Origin of the sequence: Bacteroides sp. 2_2_4 (assembly GCF_000157055.1) — a bacterium.
Classification (GTDB): domain Bacteria; phylum Bacteroidota; class Bacteroidia; order Bacteroidales; family Bacteroidaceae; genus Bacteroides; species Bacteroides ovatus.
Genome location: NZ_EQ973356.1, coordinates 510767 through 532393 on the forward strand (window position 1 = coordinate 510767; position 21627 = coordinate 532393).

14 protein-coding genes are annotated in these 21627 nt (G+C 41.2%); 8 read left to right on the forward strand and 6 right to left on the reverse strand.

Translation table 11 applies throughout. The features are described from left to right. Positions 1-377: 377 nt before the first annotated feature. The 3 genes from BSCG_RS22125 to BSCG_RS22115 form a co-directional block, all read right to left on the reverse strand. Positions 378-1343 carry a tyrosine-type DNA invertase cluster 3b gene (locus tag BSCG_RS22125; RefSeq protein ID WP_305803627.1) on the reverse strand — a complete coding sequence of 322 codons (966 nt, stop codon included), beginning with the start codon at positions 1341-1343 and terminating at the stop codon, positions 378-380. A 186-nt stretch (positions 1344-1529) separates the two neighbouring features. Next, the gene (locus BSCG_RS22120; RefSeq protein ID WP_032849328.1) at positions 1530-2726 is read right to left on the reverse strand and encodes a heparin lyase I family protein; all 1197 of its coding nucleotides are present in this window, start codon (positions 2724-2726) and stop codon (positions 1530-1532) included. Positions 2727-2849: 123 nt separating this feature from the next. After that, the gene (locus BSCG_RS22115) at positions 2850-3401 is read right to left on the reverse strand and encodes a DUF4738 domain-containing protein (RefSeq protein ID WP_008643053.1); all 552 of its coding nucleotides are present in this window, start codon (positions 3399-3401) and stop codon (positions 2850-2852) included. Positions 3402-3642: 241 nt separating this feature from the next. On the opposite strand from BSCG_RS22115, the gene galB reads away from it, so the two are divergent. After that, positions 3643-6090, forward strand: a complete 2448-nt coding sequence (galB, locus tag BSCG_RS22110) for a beta-galactosidase GalB (protein WP_008775078.1) — start codon at positions 3643-3645, stop codon at positions 6088-6090. Positions 6091-6222: 132 nt separating this feature from the next. Here the strand turns inward: galB and BSCG_RS22105 are convergent, their stop codons facing one another. Together BSCG_RS22105 and BSCG_RS22100 are read right to left on the reverse strand one after the other, a co-directional pair. Further along, entirely contained in the window at positions 6223-6909 is a 687-nt protein-coding gene (locus tag BSCG_RS22105; RefSeq protein WP_008643051.1) for a potassium channel family protein, read from the reverse strand. Positions 6910-6913: 4 nt separating this feature from the next. Continuing rightward, complete coding sequence (locus BSCG_RS22100) at positions 6914-8743, reverse strand: TrkH family potassium uptake protein (RefSeq protein WP_008021450.1); 1830 nt, start codon at positions 8741-8743, stop codon at positions 6914-6916. A 132-nt stretch (positions 8744-8875) separates the two neighbouring features. On the opposite strand from BSCG_RS22100, the gene BSCG_RS22095 reads away from it, so the two are divergent. Continuing rightward, positions 8876-10246 (forward strand): TrpB-like pyridoxal phosphate-dependent enzyme, encoded by a 1371-nt coding sequence (locus tag BSCG_RS22095; RefSeq protein ID WP_004316593.1) that lies wholly within the window; start codon positions 8876-8878, stop codon positions 10244-10246. Positions 10247-10378: 132 nt separating this feature from the next. Here BSCG_RS22095 and BSCG_RS22090 read toward each other — a convergent pair whose 3' ends face one another. Then, positions 10379-11527 carry an AraC family transcriptional regulator gene (locus tag BSCG_RS22090; protein ID WP_032848772.1) on the reverse strand — a complete coding sequence of 383 codons (1149 nt, stop codon included), beginning with the start codon at positions 11525-11527 and terminating at the stop codon, positions 10379-10381. Positions 11528-11738: 211 nt separating this feature from the next. Here BSCG_RS22090 and BSCG_RS22085 point away from each other — a divergent pair, with 211 nt between their 5' ends. From BSCG_RS22085 to BSCG_RS22060, 6 genes are all read left to right on the forward strand, one after another. Further along, positions 11739-12479 carry an anti-sigma factor antagonist gene (locus tag BSCG_RS22085; RefSeq protein WP_008775080.1) on the forward strand — a complete coding sequence of 247 codons (741 nt, stop codon included), beginning with the start codon at positions 11739-11741 and terminating at the stop codon, positions 12477-12479. An 11-nt stretch (positions 12480-12490) separates the two neighbouring features. Next, positions 12491-13441: an ABC transporter substrate-binding protein gene (locus tag BSCG_RS22080; protein WP_008775081.1), complete on the forward strand. Its 951-nt coding sequence runs from the start codon at positions 12491-12493 to the stop codon at positions 13439-13441. 12 nt (positions 13442-13453) lie between these two features. After that, on the forward strand, positions 13454-15418 hold the full coding sequence (locus BSCG_RS22075) for a SpoIIE family protein phosphatase (RefSeq protein ID WP_008775082.1): 1965 nt from the start codon (positions 13454-13456) through the stop codon (positions 15416-15418). Continuing rightward, a complete protein-coding gene (locus BSCG_RS22070; RefSeq protein WP_004325354.1) occupies positions 15403-15810 on the forward strand; it encodes an ATP-binding protein in 408 nt (135 codons plus the stop codon). The genes BSCG_RS22075 and BSCG_RS22070 overlap by 16 nt, the downstream gene beginning before the upstream one ends. A gap of 97 nt (positions 15811-15907) precedes the next feature. Next, positions 15908-19969: a two-component regulator propeller domain-containing protein gene (locus tag BSCG_RS22065; RefSeq protein ID WP_008775083.1), complete on the forward strand. Its 4062-nt coding sequence runs from the start codon at positions 15908-15910 to the stop codon at positions 19967-19969. A gap of 158 nt (positions 19970-20127) precedes the next feature. After that, positions 20128-21249, forward strand: coding sequence for an ATP-binding protein (locus BSCG_RS22060; RefSeq protein WP_008775084.1), 1122 nt, complete (start codon positions 20128-20130; stop codon positions 21247-21249). Positions 21250-21627 lie beyond the last annotated feature (378 nt).

Sequence of the window (21627 nt, forward strand, 5' to 3'; positions counted from 1 at the left end):
AATAGGCCCGGCATTTACTGATTTTGGTTTCGTTAAAATCATATTTTTTTACCCCATGTGATTCCGTTACTTCTTAGGTAACGGATAACACATACACGAAACGTACATTATGATAAAAATAGAAATCACGCACATGACAAAGGCGTAGAATGTGGAAAGGCCTAATACTCAGCGGGAAAAATCTAGAGATTAGGCAATAAAAAGTATAGAGCATGGAAATAAGGTTATTTCATGTTCGGATAGTTTTTTGCTCTATGTTTCAGATAAAACGAAAAAAAGTGGAGGAATATTTGCTTTCTATTCGTGTTTTTGTCTATCTTTGCGTCAAATTTAATTCCGTTACCTAAGAAGTAACACACATAGTTTGATTCTAATTATCAATACTTTACTATTCTCCCACCACTTACACAGCAATTTCTAACGTAAGATAAATTCCCTTTATTTACTTCCGTACGTTCTTTTAGTCCAAAGCCTTTCAAGTAGATTTGTGTCGTTTTTATAGATTTGTGCCCCAATGATTCACTAATCATTTCAATGGAGACTCCCCGATACTTCGCAGTCGTTGCCCAAGAATGACGAAGCGTATAGGAAGTGACAGGAGATTGCAAATGCAAGGTTCTTGCCAGGTCCTTCAGAGAATTATTAAATCGACGGAGAGCGGACTGATATTCCCGGTAACCTCTTTCATCCGTCCGTTTTTTATCCCCACGAAGAATATCAAACAGATAATCCGGACAGTCAGGATGAGAATCTTCTTTGCTACGGAGCTGGTTAATCATTTCCTTTGCCGTATTCAGCACTTCCACGCTCATTGGAGTTTTAGTTTTGATACGATTGTATCGCAACACATTCTGATCGAGTGCCGATTTCTCCAGATGGGCTAAATCAGCGAATGACATTCCGCAAAACTGGAACATCAGGGCGGCAATAGCTTGTGTACGGCGTAAACGTTCCGATTTGGGATCCTCATACAGAAGCTTATACAATTCCGTAGCAGGCAAAGCCTTTTTCTGGCGTACATCCACACCTGTATAGACATCATGAAACAGTCGCGGAACGTATGGCGCACTGCCCGCTTCCACTCCACGGTTATAAATACTACGAAGCATACGCATGTACGTAGAAATCGTATTGGGCTTCAAGCCACACTCATAAAGATACTGGCCGTAACGTCGTAAACGTTCACGGGTGATCTGTCTGAACGACACATTAGACGTGCCGCAAAATTTGCTGAAAGAAAAGAGGGCATTCTTGTAGACATGCGCCGTAGAATACCGTCCCTCCTTCCGCAAACGACCGATGTAGAATTCCGCACACCGGCTAAATCCATTTTTGTTCATCATTTGCATCACTAATAATTTTATATATTATACCATTTGGCAAGCAACAAAAAAACAAATCTTTTTGCAGACTTGAAGCACACTTGATAAATGCGATATTATTTTTTCAGATTATTAACCTATAAAAAAATATCCGGATGCCCACTAAACGGACATCCGGATATCACTCTCTTTCTACCTTCTGACTAATTACCTCTCTGAATAGTTTGCCAGATTGTAACATACCGGCTTCGTGCTATTACCTACACGGTAGATACCGAACTTAAAGTAATAACCATCATCGTCGTTACGTCCAATCATGATTTTCTCATTGTCCACAATGTGTTTATTAACCTTTTTCCCCTTTTCCTGATAGTCCATCTGTACATCGAGCATACCCGGCTTTACAATTGTTTCCGCCTCTTTGCCATAGACTGTCCAATCGATATGAATACGGAATGTAATCCAACAATCTTTCGGAAAATCGGCGAAAGGCATTTTGTAAGCAATGGTCGATACTTTATATGTGGATGTCACAGGTTTCATAACCGGTGTCTTTTCCGGATTTGCGTTGCAACGGTCGTCTTTATCTGTCAGCCATTTACGGTCGGAGTTTGCTTTGATATAAAACCATCCGCCTGAAAATCCGAATGCCAATGGAGGATAGCCACCTTGTTCCACCAGCCATCCGTTAGCCTTTCCGGCTTGATAAACGGGATTGCCTTGTTTGTCTTTCACCGGATTACCTTGCTTGTCCAGCTTGGGTTTCTTTTCGTATCCCATGTTTTTCTTAAAAATAGTAGTCTTGTCCAGTTCCATGAACTCATCAGCTGTCAGTTTCTTCACTTCACCCTGTGGAGTCTGTACCAAAGTACGATCCGGCATTCCATGCCATTGAGCAAAAATGGTGGAAACATCACTGCCTAATGTAGAAGGGATATATACCGAAAACTCATAATCGCGGGAAGCACCCTGCGGACAAATACCTTTTCCATGATGATATACAGTTTTCATTATTTGTGCTTTCTTATATGTATCGGCTGGTTTGCCTTTGAAATCATCGGAAGTTGCATAACAATAAGAAAATTCCGCACGCCCTTTTGTTTCCCCCGCTGCATATCCGGATAATGTGTTATCATCTTCTTTCAGTTCAAAACGGTAAGAAGGTTTTCCGTTGAACATAAGGTTGAAATCACGTTGAATGGCATGCGCTTTTTTAGCTCCGACTGCTACCCAGCAACCATCTATAATCTGATTGACACATGCCGAATCTGCCTGTACATTTACACGCTCGGTCAGTGGCACCAAAGTCTGTGTTTCTATAGCCGGACCGGGTTTCTCGACTTGTTCAGCCATCGCCGTGCATCCTGATGCCAGCACGCAAATAATAAAAATGCTTTTCTTCATTCTATTCGATATTAAGTTTGTTGACGGTGCAAAAATACGAAAGGCAACCTCATCAGTTGCCTTTCGTTTGTCTCAAATGCTTTCACATTTGTGTAATTTTGCTGTCAACACCTGCCTGGAGGCTTAATTCGGTGCTTCATCGTTCAAATCTTCTTCAAGCATATCGACTTTCCGTATACTCATTTTTCCATCGGCGGTGATCGTTATAGAAAGCGGCATATACAAATCTGTCTGCGGATAACAAACACTTGCGGCATATACAATGCCCTGCGGAGTGGTCTTGTCGTATACAATTCCTTCCAATATAGATTTCGAGAGAAATTTTGCATCGACTACGGATGAAAAATCATTCTTAGTAAATGTCTTGTTCAATACCGTTTCGTTACCGCGTGTCAGGTGCAGCACTATTTTATTGTCGACATAAGTATCTCCCATCTCATTTGTTACATGAGGCAGACTTTCGTCCGGAGTACGTGAAACAAAGGAATGATAATCTTTTCCTTTGAACTTAAAGTTAGTTTCGCTCTTAGACGTCTGCATACGCTGCAATCCGTGAGCATCTATACTGTCTATTCTTGCCAGTAGCGACTGATTATCTGAAGTTCCTTTTTTACCGCCACATGCACTCACAGCCACTGCCAACGGCAATAAAAGCCAATAAACTAGTTTTCTCATACGTAAGTTTTCTGTTTATAAATAGATGGCAAAGGAACAAAAAGAGCGGGATATTTACAAGTGTAACCGACATTTTTCCTACATTTGAAGGAAAGAAGGAATGGAAAGGCTATCACAAAGGGGGGCTCGACAACAGTGGCAAACCGGCCAGTGCATTTAATGCTTTCAAGAGATAAGATTATTGAATCCTTTTTTATAACTTTACGCCGAATCCAAAATATTTTATACCTGAAAAGTAAAAATGAACATGAAACACCCCAAACAGTTATTAGCTGTACTTTTGATGGCCGCCGCCTGCACTATGCAAGCGCAACGCAGTGAGGCACTGCTGGAGAAGAACTGGAAATTCAGTAAAGGAGATTTTAAAGAGGCCAGTCAGCCGGAGTTCAATGACACTAAATGGGAATCGGTTGTTATTCCACACGACTGGGCGATTTTTGGTCCATTCGACATGAACAATGACCTCCAAAACGTGGCAGTGACACAGAACTTTGAGAAAAAAGCTTCCTTGAAGACAGGACGTACCGGCGGTCTTCCTTATGTAGGTACCGGATGGTATCGTACCAGTTTTGACGCCCCTGCCGACAAAGAAGTGACACTACTTTTTGACGGTGCCATGAGTGAAGCGCGTGTCTACATCAACGGAAAAGAAGCTTGTTTCTGGCCTTTCGGCTACAATTCTTTTCACTGTAATGTGACTTCCTTATTGAATAAAGACGGTAAAAACAATACGCTTGCCGTGCGTTTGGAAAACCGTCCGCAATCTTCGCGCTGGTATCCGGGAGCAGGTCTGTATCGCAATGTACACCTGATTGTGACTGACAAAATCCATGTACCTGTATGGGGAACGCAAATCACAACTCCTCACGTCAACAAGGATTTTGCAGCCGTACGTCTCCAAACGAAGATAGACAATGCCGGTGAGAAAACAGCCATCCGTGTAGAGACGGAAATTCTTTCTCCGGAAGGTAAAGTTGTTACCCGGAAAGAGAATACAAGCCGCATCAATCACGGACAACCTTTTGAACAAAATTTTATTGTAAACGCACCCGAACTCTGGTCGCCGGAAAGTCCGTCGCTTTACAAGGCTGTCTCTAAAATTTATGCGGATGATAAACTGGTAGATACTTACACCACACGTTTCGGTATCCGCAGCATTGAATACATTGCCGACAAAGGGTTCTACCTGAACGGGAAACACCGTAAATTTCAGGGTGTATGTAATCACCACGATTTAGGTCCGTTGGGTGCCGCGATCAATGTTGCAGCACTGCGTCATCAGCTTACGCTATTGAAAGATATGGGATGTGACGCGATCCGTACTTCTCATAATATGCCGACTCCCGAACTCGTTGCGTTGTGTGACGAAATGGGATTTATGATGATGATCGAACCGTTCGATGAATGGGATATCGCCAAATGTGAAAATGGTTATCACCGCTACTTCGATGAATGGGCGGAACGTGATATGATAAATATGCTTCATAATTATCGGAATAACCCTTGCGTCATTATGTGGAGTATCGGTAACGAAGTACCGACTCAATGCAGTCCTGTCGGTTATAAAGTGGCCAAATTCCTGCAGGATATCTGCCATCGTGAAGATCCTACACGTCCTGTCACTTGCGGAATGGACCAGGTGAGTTGTGTACTTGCCAACGGATTTGCAGCAATGATTGACATTCCGGGACTTAATTACCGTACGCAACGCTATCAGGAGTCATACGACCAACTCCCGCAGAATCTGATTCTGGGAAGCGAAACGGCTTCTACTGTCAGCTCACGCGGCGTATACAAGTTCCCGGTGGAGGATAAGAAAGGGGCCAAATATGAAGATCATCAATGCTCTTCATACGATGTGGAGGTTTGTCCCTGGTCGAATATTCCGGACGAGGACTTTGCATTAGCTGACGATCATCATTGGACCATCGGACAGTTCGTATGGACCGGATTCGATTATCTGGGTGAACCGTCACCATACGATACGGATTCATGGCCTAACCACAGTTCAATGTTTGGTATCATCGACCTTGCCAGTTTACCAAAAGACCGCTATTATCTTTACCGTAGCGTGTGGAACAAGGAAGCGGAAACCTTGCATATCCTGCCTCACTGGACCTGGCCGGGACGTGAAGGTGAAGTGACTCCCGTTTTTGTATACACTAATTATCCTACTGCCGAATTGTTTATCAATGGCAAAAGTTATGGAAAACAAAGCAAGAATAATAGTTCGCTAAAGAACCGCTATCGTCTGATGTGGATGGATACAAAGTACGAACCGGGTGAAATGAAAGTAGTAGCCTACGACAAAAACGGAAAAGCGGTAGCTGAAAAAGTAGTCCGTACTGCCGGAAAGCCTCATCACATCGAACTGGTAAGCAACCGTAACGAACTGACTGCAGATGGAAAAGACCTGGCTTATGTGACTGTTAAAGTAGTAGACAAAGACGGTAACCTCTGCCCTACCGATAATCGTCAGATAAATTTCTCGGTAAAGGGAACGGGTAAATATCGTGCTGCCGCCAATGGAGATCCGACGAACCTTGAACAATTCCATCTTCCGAAGATGCATGCTTTCAACGGTATGTTGACAGCTATCCTGCAAGCCGGTGAAACTGCCGGAGAGATTGTATTTACAGCAAAAGCAAACGGAGTGAAAGCCGGAAATATTCGTATTCAGACGAAATAAGGCATACGCTTCAGCATATAACAAACCCACCGGATTTCTTTACTGAAAAGAAGTCCGATGGGTTTCTTCATACAACTATCTCCGAAACTTGCTCACTTGTGCTCAATAAAAGCGACGTTATAAGTACTCTAGCTAAATAGCTTTCCAGAAGGCCTGAAAATCACGATACCTGCCGTAGCAGACCAATTCGTCTCCTTCTTCCACTTTCTCATTTCCCGGTAATTCATTCTTCACATGAAGCTCGGTCAGAGAAATACCCAGGCAGTTGGTGACCTTATTCGCCCGTTTCAATCCTATCATTTTTAAATGAAACTCTTCATCCAGGTTTAACTCATTCACAAAATATCCTACAAATTTCTCCGGAACCGTGAACTTCACAACATAATAATCCTGATCGATGCGGAATCCTTCCATGTTAGTACCGAAGTCGAGCAGTTGTACCAGGCTGCGGGCAGCATCTTCTTCCGGGGTCAGGATTCGTTCCAGATCAAAAGCTTCAAGCACCGCTTTATGTACGGCATCAATAGCACGGGCAAAAATACGGGGAACCTTTTTCTGCTTCAACAGGGCAACGACTCGTATCGACGCACCAAAATTCTCTCCAATCGCTACAATAACTATATCCACACTATTCAATGGCAACACTGATAATGATTGTTCGTCAGTGGCATCAATGACAAAAGCTGTAGCAACCTTATCTTTGATGGAGTCTACACGACTTTCGCTTATATCCGCACCTATAATTTCGTGTCCCAAGGCGGACAGTTCTTCCGCCAACACATGGCCGTAATTTCCTAAACCAATAATAATATACTTCATAGCTTTAGTTTATTATGATGTTATCACTTGGATAACGGTATTTTGTATTCTTTTTCTGTTTGACGATTCCCAACATCAATGTTATTAACCCCACACGACCAATAAACATCAACAAAGACACCAATAGTTTGCTCGCGTCACACAAATGAGGGGTCAGGTTCAAACTGGAACCCACGGTACTAAGCGCAGAGACACATTCGAAAGTCAATGCCATAATGGAAACACCCGGTTCGAGTATGCTCAATGTGAAAATAAAAATGAATAAGACTCCCAATGACATGACTACTGTTGCATTGGAACGCCGGATTGAATCGTAAGACAATTCCCTGCCGAACACTTCCACTCGTTCAGTGCCACGCAATACGGCTACAAGATTCAGAACTACGACCGCAAAAGCATTCACTTTCACACCACCTGCCGTGGACTGTGATCCACCGCCCACCCACATCAGGAATAGATAAACCAACAATGTCTGCACGCTCAATGATGCCAGGTCGACACTGCTGAAACCGGCTGTTCGCGGACAAGTGGCATTAAAGAAAGCTTGTGTCCACTTATCTGCCACAGGCATACCGGCAAAAGAACCATTCCACTCAAAAGCAGCAATAGCCAATGTGCCGATTAATAAAAGCAGAAAAGTCATGATTAACACGATTTTCGTATTCAGGTTATAGAGGTGCTGCATTTTATGCCGATCCAGTTTGCGGGTACGAATCAATTTCCAGAAACGACGGAGGTGATACAATACAATATCCTTGAAATTGACAAGGATGGGGAAACCGATACCACCAAATATAATCAATAGAGAAACGGTAATAAACAGCCAATTGTGGTTAGTCATCACCATCGGATTTCCTAAATTGCCGGAAAGCGTAGAAAAGCCCGCATTGCAAAAAGCCGAAATAGAATGGAAAGCAGCAAAACCCAACTCTCCTTCCAGGGTCATTCCCAACGTTCCGTGAATACTAAACCAAATCGAAACCATGCCGATCCCTTCAATCACTAAGGTGAAGCCTAATATATATAATAAAGTAGACAGCAAAGAACCTAATGAATTGGAACTAACCATATCACGCACAACAAGCTGATTATAAATGGAGGTATTCCCCATAAAGAACATGGCAAAGAAACTGGTTAATGTCATCACTCCCAATCCGCCAATCTGAATCAGCAGGATAATGACAACTAATCCCGAAGTGGTGAATGTAGTAGACACGTCTACCGGTACCAAGCCCGTAACGCATACGGCACTGGTAGCCGTAAATAAAGAGTCTACCCAGGTGATACCATTTACCGTGCAGCGCGGAAGCATCAACAAGCCTGCTCCAATCAGAATAATAGCCATAAAACTGACTGCCAATATCAAAGACGGATTGGTACGCCGTCCCAACAGACGCACCAGCCCATTGGACAGATTGAGGAAAGAAAGAACTAACAATAACAGAAGATGATAAAACTTCCCATGTAAGAATTCCCAAATATGCAAAATAGCTCCTTCTTCTTCCGGACGATGGAATATAACAGGTACCAACGTGAGATATAACAATCCACTCAAGATCCAGGCTAATCGCCGGTATTGCTTTTTAGTATTCCGGTATTCCAGCGAGATATGTAAAGTTACATCAATCAGAAAAATGATCCAGACAGTTTTATACAATGTCTGCAAATTCGCCACTTCATCAATAGACAAGGGAAAGCCATGTTCATATACTACTCCGACAATCAATGATAAAGACGCCAGATAAGTGAGTGCTTCTATCAGCCCTAACAAAATACGTACATAGGGTTTTAGGAGTTTATTCTGATACAATAAAAACTTATGATAAATCTTCATATCATCTTTTTTAACGGGGTCGTGCAAACTTAACTAAAATAACAATCAAATGCGATTCTTTGTTGACAAAATTTTCTGAATATTAAAAATTTGACTACTTTTGGCAACAGAAAACTAAAAAACTACAATATTATGAGTGAAAAAAGAAAACGGTATATTCTACCGGAAGAAGAAATTCCACATTACTGGTACAACATTCAGGCTGATATGGTGAACAAGCCTATGCCTCCGTTGCACCCGGGAACCAAACAACCGCTGAAAGCAGAAGATTTATATCCGATTTTCGCAAAAGAACTGTGTCATCAGGAGCTGAATCAGACGGATGCATGGATCGAAATACCGGAAGAAGTGCGTGAAATGTACAAGTACTATCGTAGCACTCCGCTGGTTCGTGCTTATGGTTTGGAAAAAGCACTCGGCACTCCGGCTCATATCTATTTTAAGAACGAAAGCGTAAGCCCTATCGGTTCGCATAAATTGAACTCTGCATTGGCACAAGCTTATTATTGCAAAGAAGAAGGAGTGACCAACATTACCACTGAAACCGGTGCCGGACAATGGGGAGCCGCTCTTTCTTACGCAGCCAAGGTTTTCGGTCTGGAAGCTGCCGTTTATCAGGTAAAAATCAGTTATGAACAAAAACCATACCGCCGCAGCATCATGCAGACTTTCGGAGCACAGGTCACTCCTTCTCCATCTATGTCTACCCGTGCCGGTAAGGATATTCTGACTAAACACCCCACTTATCAAGGTTCATTGGGAACTGCTATTTCGGAAGCTATCGAACTGGCACAAATGACTCCTAACTGTAAATATACGCTCGGTTCCGTACTTAGCCACGTGACTCTCCACCAGACTATTATCGGACTGGAAGCTGAAAAACAGATGGAAATGGCAGGCGAGTATCCGGATATCGTGATCGGTTGTTTCGGAGGTGGTTCCAACTTCGGAGGTATCTCTTTCCCGTTCATGCGCCACACCATACAGGAAGGGAAAAAGACTCGTTTCGTTGCTGCCGAACCTGCTTCTTGTCCGAAACTGACACGTGGTAAGTTCCAGTATGACTTCGGTGATGAAGCCGGATATACTCCGTTGCTGCCGATGTTTACTTTGGGACACAATTTTGCTCCTGCTCATATCCATGCCGGTGGACTTCGTTATCACGGCGCAGGTGTAATCGTTTCACAGTTACTCAAAGATAACCTGATGGAAGCGGTAGATATACAGCAATTGGAGTCTTTCGAAGCCGGTTGTCTGTTTGCGCAGTCTGAAGGTATTATTCCGGCTCCCGAATCCAGCCACGCTATTGCAGCGGCTATCCGCGAAGCTAACAAATGTAAGGAGACAGGAGAAGAGAAAGTGATTCTGTTCAATCTTTCAGGTCATGGTCTGATCGATATGGCTTCTTATGATAAGTATTTGGCCGGTGATCTGGTGAATTATACATTGAATGACGAAGATATTCAGAAGAATTTAGACGAGATAGGAGATTTAGCTAAATAATAAATTACCTACCAGTTTCAAGTTTCACCACCGATTACATAAAAGAAACATCGATTCTGCATTGATAATCTTTGAATTACAATCAAATCCGTGCTAATTCTATGATCTGTGGTGATTCTTTTCCCACACCCCTTATTTATTTTCTCTATTGAGCATCTCCATATATTCACTGGGAGACATTTTTTCCACACTCGCAAAATAACGGTAAAAACTGGAGCGGGAGGTAAAGCCGCTCAAAAACATTAATTCCTTTACTGTAAGCTCCCTTTTCAACTGTGCCTGTTCTTTAAAATACTGCAAACGGTAGAAATTAATATAATCTCTGAAACCGGAAAAGCCATCATAATGAAGAGCCTTATTGAGTCTGTTTTCATTCGTATTCAAATCATTCAGAAATTCCTGCAAGGAATATTGAGGATTAGTAAATGGTTTACTATGTTTCATGAGACTTTGCATCTGGTTGGATAGTTCAAAAACGACAGGCGAAACCGCAATTTCCCGGATGGCTTCTATTTCTTCCATCTCCAGCTCTTCTACAGGCTGGGGAGGTAAAGAAAGTGGATTCTCATTACGCAAATATAGTATATTTAAAAAAAGGACGGGAAGGATTACAATATAGCCGAACACGTTAAAACATAATCCACTAGTGCCCAGCATCAACCAAATATAGCCGGACATGATGATAGCAAAACACATCATATAAATAGACATTGCCTGGCTCTGTTTACGCCGGACGGGAATCCATCGTCTCATATATGGAAAGAGGAAATTTACGGAAGGAGTAATTACACTGATTATAAACAGCATCAGCCTTACCCGTACATCCCGTTCACCAATATTCTCCCGAATGGAAGCAAAAGATTTTAGAGTAGTATAGTGACCGTTAAAAAACTCATAGCAACAAGCTATACATGTAATCAGCAAAATAGGGATACATAAACTGACGACTCTTGAAAAAGTCATCCATCCCGGTTTCAATGAGGCTATAGGAAAAATAGAAAAGAACTGAAAAAAGACAATCACCCGGACAATATGCCATATCGAAAGATGATTCATCGGAACTTCAGTAAAACGCGGAATCGTCTCCTCACCTCCTCTACTGAAAATCCACATCCATTCCAGATTATCACACAAAAGAAGAAGGGACAGAGTGATAGCCAATACTCCCCATGCTTTTGTCAGTCCATTATTATCTGAAGAACGTGAATAAACAAGTATTCCCAATACCAAGCCCACAATATCCAACAACAATTCAATGCAGAGAACAATTACGTTTACCATGTTTTTTTTGTTTTGAGCGACAAAAGTAGTCTTTTCGCGAAAAGAACGGGAGCATCCCACTCGTAAAAAGCGTCCCAATATAGGGAGATTTGCTAAAATGGGAACCATTTGGGAGTAATATATTTCAGACTTTTCACCTTTACTAATACTTTTGTGGCAGCATTCACCCCAAACAAGAATAAATTATAATATGACGCGCTACTTAAAGAATATGGAAAAGGAAATCACTATCGAAAATCAGGTAGAGGAAATTGCAATAATTGCCCAATTCATCGAAGAATTAGGCATGTCATTACATTTACCTTCCGGCATAACAATGAGTCTCAACCTAGCTATTGAAGAAGCAATAAGCAATATTATCCATCACGGTTATCCTCAAAATCAAAAAGGTGAAATTACATTGAGAACTTCTGTGGCCCCCGGCCTGCTGATTGCCCAGATTATTGACGATGGTATTTCATTCGATCCCACAAAATCTGAAAATGAAGCATCAGAAAATGCACTATCCCTGGAACAGCAACTGACACAAGGTTTGGGACTCTTCCTGATTCGCCGAACAATGGATAAAGTAGAATATCATTCGACGGACAACCAAAACGAACTAATCCTGACTAAAAATATAGAAATGGATTTCAAACCGGAAGCAACTCTTAAAACGAATTTATGTAAAATAGAGGAAGTAATCATACTCACTGTTGAAGGACGATTGGACACTGCCAATACCAACGAATTCAATGCTCTCATCCAACCTTTATTAAACGTTCAGAATCCTAATATAATAATCAACTGCGAAGGATTACTATATATCAGCAGTTCCGGTTTAAGAAGCCTGATAACCCTCCAGAAAAGTGTAAAGCAACACAACGGACAACTTGTATTAGAAGCTATGCGTGCGGAAATACGGAAAATATTCGATATGACAGGCTGTTCCGGCCTTTTTATCATTCGTTAATTCCATTGATAATGAGAAAAGCATCTATTATTTGCAGTATCTTGCTATCTCTGTTCTTTCTGACAGAACCGGTGAATGCACAATCCATTAATCTCACACCCAAATGGACGGCACAAGCACAATTTGCAGGCTATTACGTAGCCGACAAACTGGGATTCTACAAGGAAGAGGGACTTGACGTACATGTGGTACATCCTTCGCTTTCGGCAAGCTCTTTTTCTTTTCTGCAGAAAGGGTATTCGCAAGCGGTAGTTATGAACCTATCGTATGCCTTGACTGAATATTTTGCAGGTGCACAGGTAGTTAATATCTTGCAAACCTCACAGGAAAACAGTCTGATGCTTGTCAGTCGTTCGCCACTCAAGGGTATTTCATCTTTGCAACATAAGAAAATAGGGGTATGGAATCATCTTAGTCAAGAACTACTGGATCAAATAGCCAACAAATATCAACTCCAGGTGGAATGGATACGTTTTAATGGAGGAGTCAATATTTTCCTATCGAAAGCTGTAGATATTTGTCTCGTAGGAAGTTACAATGAGTTTCTACAACTAATTGAAGCCGGTGTAAAGACTGATTCTATTCATATCATGCATTTCGCAGATTATGGATATAACTTGCCAGAGGACGGACTTTATGTTAGCAGAGAATTCTATCAGAAATATCCCCAAGCTGTACAGAAATTGGCCCGTGCCAGCATACGTGGCTGGGAATGGGCAAACGAACACCGCGAACAAACATTGGATATCATAATGGAACAAGTGCATCAACACAACATAGGAACCAACAGATATCACCAGCGTAAAATGTTGGATGAGATCTTACGGCTACAAACAAACAGGAAGAGCGGGCAACGTCCCTATCGGCTAAGCCGAGAAGTATTTGATCTGGCAACTAGTATTTTGTTGCCAGATCAAATCAAAAACACCAGCAACATTCGTTATGAAAATTTCGTAAAATAATCACATTCATTCATGAAACACACTTTTTCCCGTTCCTTTGCAACCCGGCTAAGTATCTACGTACTTTCCTTTACGTTGATTATCTTTGCTACTATTATAGCGTTATTTTATTATTATAGCCACCAGAAAGTAACGGATTTTGCCATTGAACGCACTCATGGACTATTAAGTAACATTGCAACTGAAATCAGCGGTCAGCTATTGTCAGTAGAGACTACCATAGAGCAGTCCGTTTGGATATTGGAAAAAAACATAGATCACCCGGATTCTTTACATAATATTATTGAATCTGTTGTTAGAAACAATCAGTTCATTGTAGGAAGCGGCATCGCTTTCGTCCCCGATTATTACAAAGAAAAAGGGAAATATTTTATGCCTTATGCTTCTTTCAAAGATGAAATAAATGGCGAGATCACTTACCAGGTATTGGGTAGCCAGAATTATGACTATCCATGCATGGACTGGTATCTTATCCCCCAACTGCTTAAACAACCTTACTGGAGCGAACCTTATTATGATGACGGAGGGGGAAATTTCATCATGAGTACTTATGCCAAACCGCTGTTTGACAGTGATGGAAAATTAGTCGCAGTCTTTACAGCCAATATATCACTGACACAATTCACTGATACAATCAGCTTGCTGAAGCCATATCCTTCCAGTTACACCTATTTAATCAGTCGCAACGGAAGTTTCCTGACTCACATGGATAGAAATAAGATCATGAACGAAACGATATTCTCTGAAGCCTTTGCCAAAGAGAATCTTGCACAGGAACAGATCGGACATGAAATGCTGGCAGGACACACCGGAACCATGCGTTTCGATAACAAAGGAGTAGATTCGTATGCATTTTACACAACTATTCCCCAGATTGGATGGTCAGTATGCACCGTTTGTCCAAGCCAGATTATTCTTCAGGAACTAGACAGTACATCCCGAACAATCATCTACACTTTTATAGTGGGGATGATAGCCCTATTCCTGATTGTGTACAGCATCATCCGACGCCTTGTCCGCCCACTGGAGAAATTCTCCGAGTCAGCCCGCGAAATTGCGACCGGACGATTTGATGTTACCATACCAGAAGTGCATTCCAACGATGAAATCAGAGATCTATACGATTCGCTTATCTTCATGCAGCACTCTTTATCTACTTACGTAGTTGAACTAAAAGACACGACTGCCAGCAAAGAACGGATTGAAAGCGAGCTTTCTATAGCTAGGGAAATACAAATGGGAATGCTTCCCAAGATATTCCCTCCCTACCCCGAACGTAGTGATGTAGATTTGCATGCCATACTTCACCCTGCGAAAGAAGTAGGCGGAGATCTTTATGACTTCTATATGGATGGCAACCGCCTCTACTTCCTAATCGGGGATGTATCAGGAAAAGGCGTACCCGCTTCTCTGTTTATGGCAATCACCCGCAGTCTGTTCCGTACTTTATCTCAGCAGGTGCTTTCACCGGCCAAGATTGTGACGGACATGAACAATTCGATTTCTGATAATAACGAATCCAACATGTTTGTCACGCTTATTGTCGGAATCCTCGATTTGGAAACGGGGAAACTGAAACTGTGTAATGCCGGACATAATCCTCCCATACTGATTCGTCCGGACGGACAGGTTTCTTTCCTTGAATTCAAGACCCAGATATTTGTTGGTGTCATTGAAGAATTTGCCTATACCGAAGATGAAACGACATTGGAAAAAGGAAGTAAACTGTTCCTTTACACCGATGGAGTGACAGAAGCTGAAAATACAGAGAAAGAGCTATATGGAGACGAAAAGTTATTGAAGACATTGTCTGATAATAACACGTCTGATGTACGCACCACTGTTAATGGTATAGAGGACTCTGTAGCAGATCATGTCAAAGAAGCCGAAGCCAGCGATGACTTGACTATTTTACTTATTCAATATGAACCCGGACAACAAACAATTAAGCACATATCATTATGGAAAGAGAAATAAAGATCTCAAACGATTTAAATGAAATTTCAGTTTTAGCCAGTTTCATTGAAGAACTGGGAGAAGAACTTTCTTTGTCATTTGAAACGACAATGAATATCAATCTGGCATTGGAAGAGGCCGTAGCCAATATAATTATGTACGCCTATCCAACTCAAGAGCAACACACCATCCTATTAAGAGTAACTTACAGCGAAAAACAACTTGTTTTCCTATTAACGGACAAAGGAGCCTCTTTTGATCCGACACAAGTAGATGAGGTAGATGTTACACTCTCTTTGGAGGAACGCCCAATCGGAGGGCTGGGAATATTCCTCATACGAAGCATCATGAACGAAATATCTTACCAACGTATCGACAATGAGAATCACCTCATTATGAAAAAAGACATTTGACGCGGGGCGGAAAGATTGTATAGTTTTCCAGCCAATTCATGGGGTATATCAAAGATTTCACTATCTTTGATGCCATTATTAATCTTATGAACTAATAATGAGCAGCCTTAACAAAATAGCAATCTGTCTACTTTTTCTATGCGCAGGGGTTAATTATGCTTTTTCTGATATTCCGGAGCAAATCAACTTCTCCTATATCTCTATTAATGAAGGATTGTCACAAAGTACTGTATTCTCTATCGATCAGGACCAACGAGGCAATATGTGGTTCGCAACTTATGACGGAGTAAACAAGTACGATGGGTATTCATTTACAGTTTATCAGCATAATGAAGATGATCCGAACAGCATCGCTAATGACATTTCGCGAATCGTAAAGGCTGACAGTCAGGGACGGGTTTGGATCGGCACGCGGGATGGTTTGTCATATTATGATGAAGAGAAGGATAAATTCAGAAATTTCTTCTACGAAAAGAAGGGGAAGAAGCTGCAAATCAACGGAATTGCGGAGATCTCACCGGAACAACTGCTCATAAGTACACAGGAAGGTCTGACTATGTTCGATATTAAAGAATCACGATTCGTTGATGATTCTTTTAGTACGGCTATGCATAAGATAGTGGCTTCTGCTCTTTACAGGCAAGGCGATATTATCTATATCGGCACCCCGGTTGACGGGCTTTACAGCTACTCCATTCCTCAAAAGAAACTGGAAAGAATTACTCCGATAACAGGCACTAAGCAGATTCAAGCCATTTTGCAACAATCTCCTACCCGCATCTGGATAGCTACCGAAGGAGCCGGTCTACTTCTATTTAACCCGAAAACACAAGAAGTCAAGACCTATCATCATTCTGCTTCCAATCCTAAAAGTATCAGTTCCAATTATATCCGTTCTCTGGCTTTGGATTCGCAAAATCGCCTATGGATAGGAACATTCAATGATTTAAACATTTATCATGAAGGAAACGACTCTTTCGTCTCTTACAGCAGCAGTCCGGTAGAAAACGGCAGCCTGTCACAGCGTTCGGTCCGCAGTATCTTTATGGATTCGCAAGGCGGAATGTGGCTTGGAACCTATTTCGGAGGACTAAACTATTATCATCCGATCCGCAACAGATTCAAGAATATCCAGCGTATTCCATATAAGAATTCTTTAAGTGACAACGTAGTCAGTTGCATTACCGAAGATAAGGATAAGAACTTATGGATAGGAACAAACGATGGTGGATTGAATCTTTATAATCCAAATACACAACAGTTTACACACTATATTCTACAAGAAAACGAACGGGAAATCGGTATTGGTTCCAACAATATCAAAGCCGTATATGTAGACGAACAAAAATCACTTGTATATATAGGAACACATGCCGGTGGCCTGACTGTTCTCCACCGCAACAGTGGACAAATGGAAAGTTTCAATCAGCTGAATAGCCAGTTGGTCAATGAAAATGTGTATGCCATTCTTCCTGACAAGGAGGGTAGTATCTTATTAGGAACTTTAAGTGCACTGGTTAGTTTTAATCCGGAGAAACGGAGCTTCACCACCATAGATAAAGAAAAAGACGGTACGCCATTTACTTCACAACGAATCACAATCCTGTTCAGAGATTCTCGTAAACGTCTTTGGATCGGTGGTGAAGAAGGTATATCAGTCTTTCAGCAGGAAGGAATCGAAATAGAAAAAGCTCCTATCCTTCCGGAATCATCTGTAACAAAGATGTTTACCAATTGCATTTATGAAGCAGCCAATGGCATCATTTGGGTAGGTACGCGTGAAGGTTTCTACTGTTTTAATGAAAAAGAGAAGAAAATCAAACGATATACGACTGCTAACGGTTTACCCAATAATGTGGTTTACGGTATTCTGGAAGATACCTTTGGGCGTCTCTGGGTAAGCACCAACCGTGGTATCTCCTGTTTCAATCCGGAGACAGAGAAGTTCCGCAATTTTACGGAATCCGACGGGTTGCAAAGTAATCAGTTTAATACTTCTTCATTCTGCCGCACCTCTAACGGGCAAATGTACTTCGGGGGTATCAACGGTATCACAACTTTCCGCCCGGAACTCCTACTGGACAACCCTTACACTCCTCCGGTAGTCATCACTAAACTTCAACTGTTTAACAAAACAGTCCGTCCGGATGATGAAACCGGTATCTTGACTAAGAATATCAATGAAACAGAAAGTATCACGCTAAAATCATGGCAAACGGCTTTTACGCTTGAATTTGTGGTATCCAACTATATTTCAGGTCAACACAATATTTTCGCTTATAAATTGGAGGGATATGATAAAGAGTGGTATTATCTGACAGACAAACGTACTGTCTCCTATTCCAACTTGCCGCAAGGTACTTATCATTTTCTGGTAAAAGCTGCTAATAGTGACGGGAAATGGAACACTGTACCTACGATGTTAGAAATCATTGTTCTCCCTATATGGTACAAGACCTGGTGGGCAATCGTGCTTTTCCTCGCTATTTTTATCGGCTTTATCACTTTCGTCTTCCGCTTCTTCTGGATGCGTAAAAGCATGGAAGCAGAGCTGGAGATTGAACGTAGGGATAAGGAACATCAAGAAGAAATCAACCAGATGAAGATGCGTTTCTTCATCAATATTTCCCATGAGCTTCGCACGCCGTTGACTCTTATCTTAACTCCTCTACAAGAAATAATCAATAAGATCAGTGACCGCTGGACTCGTAATCAGCTGGAATATATCCAACGCAACGCTAATCGCCTGCTACATCTTGTCAATCAATTGATGGATTATCGCCGCGCCGAATTGGGAGTTTTCGAGCTGAAAGCAAAGAAAGAGAATGCGCATCAACTAATACAAGATAATTTCTTGTTTTATGATAAACTGGCGCGCCACAAAAAGATTACCTATACTCTCCATTCCGAATTGGAAGATAAAGAGGAACTTTTTGATCCTAATTATCTGGAACTGATTGTTAATAACCTGCTTTCAAATGCTTTCAAATATACGGAAAGCGGTCAAAGCATTACTGTGACATTGAAAGAGGAAAATAATTGGTTGGTACTGCAAGTTAGTGATACCGGCATTGGTATTCCTATCAACAAACAAGGAAAAATATTCGAACGTTTTTATCAGATAGAGAGCGAGCATGTAGGAAGTGGTATCGGTCTTTCACTGGTACAACGCCTGGTAGAATTGCACCATGGTCGTATCGAACTGGATAGTGAAGAGGGTAAAGGCAGTACTTTCTCTGTTTACCTGCCACAAGACATAAATACCTACAAACCCTCCGAACTAGCTTCTAATGACACTCTGAATGAGGAAGGTCAGGTATATTCCACCAACTCGAAAGAAATGTATTTCATTGATACGGAAAAGGTCGAAAACGAAACGATCGAAGGCGGTGACAAGAAGCGTGGCACTATTCTTATTGTAGAAGACAATAATGAAATCCGCCATTATCTTAGCAGCGGACTTGCCGAACTCTTCAATACGCTGGAAGCCGGAAATGGTGAAGAAGCTTTGGAAAAACTGAAAGACAATGAAGTTGACATCATTGTAACTGATGTCATGATGCCTGTGATGGATGGTATCAAATTATGCAAGAATGTGAAGCAAAATATCCGTACCTGTCATATTCCCGTGATTATCCTGTCTGCTAAAAGCGAAGTCAAAGACCAGATGGAAGGTCTGCAAATGGGTGCGGATGATTACATCCCGAAACCATTCTCACTTGCTATCCTGACTACGAAGATACAGAATATGATGCGTACCCGTAGACGTATGCTTGAACGGTATTCCAAATCCCTGGAAGTGGAACCGGAAAAGATTACGTTTAACGCCATGGATGAAGCTTTACTAAAACGTGCTGTAGCGATTGTAGAAAAGAATATGGATAATATTGAATTCTCTACTGACGAATTTGCCAGAGAAATGAATATGAGTCGTTCTAATCTGCATCTTAAATTGAAAGCCATCACAGGCGAATCGACTATTGACTTTATACGCAAGATTCGTTTCAATGAAGCAGCAAAATTACTGAAGGATGGCCGCTATACAATAGCAGAGGTCAGCACAATGGTAGGTTTCAATACGCCGTCTTATTTTGCTACGAGTTTCAAGAAGTATTTCGGATGTTTGCCTACGGAGTATATTAAGAAAGCGAAAGGATAAGTTGAGGAAATATTTTTGTTACATTTACTGCAAACTAAACAAATATGAAATCCAAAAATATCATGGTTTTTACAGAATACAATCCATAAAAACCATGATATTTTTGGATTTGAAGAAAAAAAGACCGAAATTTGTTCTTAAGTTAAAGGAGGTAGACTATGATAGCAAGAACATTAGAGCAAACGATTCAAGAAAAGTTATGGCAAGATAAGGCAATTATAATAATGGGGCCTCGTCAAGTTGGGAAAACCACCTTGCTGAAACAAATGTTCAAAGATAACAACGATGTGCTCTGGTTGAACGGAGACGAACAAGATACCCGCAGCCTATTCGAGAACATATCGGCAACCCGCTTGAAATACATATTCGGGCAAAAGAAAATCATTATTATCGATGAAGCACAACGCATCGAAAATATAGGATTACGCCTGAAACTGATTACCGATCAAATAAGCGGAATACAACTGATTGCTACAGGAAGTTCCTCTTTCGACCTGGCCAACAAAGTAAATGAACCTCTGACCGGAAGAAAATGGGAATATAAAATGTATCCTCTTTCTTTCAAAGAAATGGTCAATCATCATGGTTTACTGGATGAGAAACGTCTTATCCCCCATCGCCTCGTTTATGGTTATTATCCGGATGTCGTTACACATCCCGGTTCAGAAAGCGAAATACTAAAACAGCTTTCCGATAGCTACTTATATAAAGATATTCTGGACTGGGAGCATATCAAGAAAGCTGATAAAATTATGAAACTTCTTCAGGCATTGGCCTTTCAAACTGGTTCGGAAGTTTCTTATAATGAATTAGGACAATTGTGTGATCTCGATCCCAAGACAGTGGAACGCTACGTGATATTACTCGAACAATCATATATAATCTTCCGGCTGGGTTCATTCAGCAGAAATCTAAGAAATGAATTAAAAAGCAGCAGAAAAATATATTTCTATGATAATGGAATACGCAATGCTGTAATCGCTAATTTCTCGTTGGCGGAAACTCGTTCAGACATAGGAGCTTTATTCGAAAACTTCCTCGTTTCAGAACGTATCAAATACCTCCAATATAACCGTTTATGGCATAATACATGGTTTTGGCGCACAACAGCTATGCAGGAAATTGATTTAATAGAAGAGGGAGATGGAAAACTAATGACTTATGAATTCAAATGGAATCCTAAACGTTCTGCCAAGTTCCCCAAAGCTTTTTCAGACAATTATCCTGAAGCAACTTTCACCGTGATTACTCCTGACAATATAGAAGAATTTCTATTGTAGATACAAGGTAAAACTTTGTACACAACAAACAGCCTCAATATAAGACAGTACTTTTCTTTTTTTCAGTAGGGATTTAAATTAAATGCTACATAGTGAAAAAATATCTATCATAAGTATCATTCATTTTAATAATCATTTCATTATCAAAAGAATAAGTATGATAGATAGCTTTTTAAAAAGGTATCTATCATACTTTTACCAGCAAAAACAGGTTATCTATCATCAACAAAATAGCCGAATAAAGGCCCTATATGCATAAGATAGCTTGTTTTTATTGCAATGAACCTGTATAAATCCGATGATCGTGGCTTGATAATCCAACTTTAACGGTGATAAGTTTATAGCCCACGTATGCAGGCTGTACAGCCCGCATCTGTA

Excerpts from the sequence above, each read along its gene's own strand:
- BSCG_RS22125 (WP_305803627.1), bottom strand. The coding sequence starts at position 1,343 with ATGATGAACAAAAATGGATTTAGCCGGTGTGCGGAATTCTACATCGGT.
- BSCG_RS22120 (WP_032849328.1), bottom strand. The coding sequence starts at position 2,726 with ATGAAGAAAAGCATTTTTATTATTTGCGTGCTGGCATCAGGATGCACG.
- BSCG_RS22115 (WP_008643053.1), bottom strand. The coding sequence starts at position 3,401 with ATGAGAAAACTAGTTTATTGGCTTTTATTGCCGTTGGCAGTGGCTGTG.
- galB (WP_008775078.1), top strand. The coding sequence starts at position 3,643 with ATGAACATGAAACACCCCAAACAGTTATTAGCTGTACTTTTGATGGCC.
- BSCG_RS22105 (WP_008643051.1), bottom strand. The coding sequence starts at position 6,909 with ATGAAGTATATTATTATTGGTTTAGGAAATTACGGCCATGTGTTGGCG.
- BSCG_RS22100 (WP_008021450.1), bottom strand. The coding sequence starts at position 8,743 with ATGAAGATTTATCATAAGTTTTTATTGTATCAGAATAAACTCCTAAAA.
- BSCG_RS22095 (WP_004316593.1), top strand. The coding sequence starts at position 8,876 with ATGAGTGAAAAAAGAAAACGGTATATTCTACCGGAAGAAGAAATTCCA.
- BSCG_RS22090 (WP_032848772.1), bottom strand. The coding sequence starts at position 11,527 with ATGGTAAACGTAATTGTTCTCTGCATTGAATTGTTGTTGGATATTGTG.
- BSCG_RS22085 (WP_008775080.1), top strand. The coding sequence starts at position 11,739 with ATGGAAAAGGAAATCACTATCGAAAATCAGGTAGAGGAAATTGCAATA.
- BSCG_RS22080 (WP_008775081.1), top strand. The coding sequence starts at position 12,491 with ATGAGAAAAGCATCTATTATTTGCAGTATCTTGCTATCTCTGTTCTTT.
- BSCG_RS22075 (WP_008775082.1), top strand. The coding sequence starts at position 13,454 with ATGAAACACACTTTTTCCCGTTCCTTTGCAACCCGGCTAAGTATCTAC.
- BSCG_RS22070 (WP_004325354.1), top strand. The coding sequence starts at position 15,403 with ATGGAAAGAGAAATAAAGATCTCAAACGATTTAAATGAAATTTCAGTT.
- BSCG_RS22065 (WP_008775083.1), top strand. The coding sequence starts at position 15,908 with ATGAGCAGCCTTAACAAAATAGCAATCTGTCTACTTTTTCTATGCGCA.
- BSCG_RS22060 (WP_008775084.1), top strand. The coding sequence starts at position 20,128 with ATGATAGCAAGAACATTAGAGCAAACGATTCAAGAAAAGTTATGGCAA.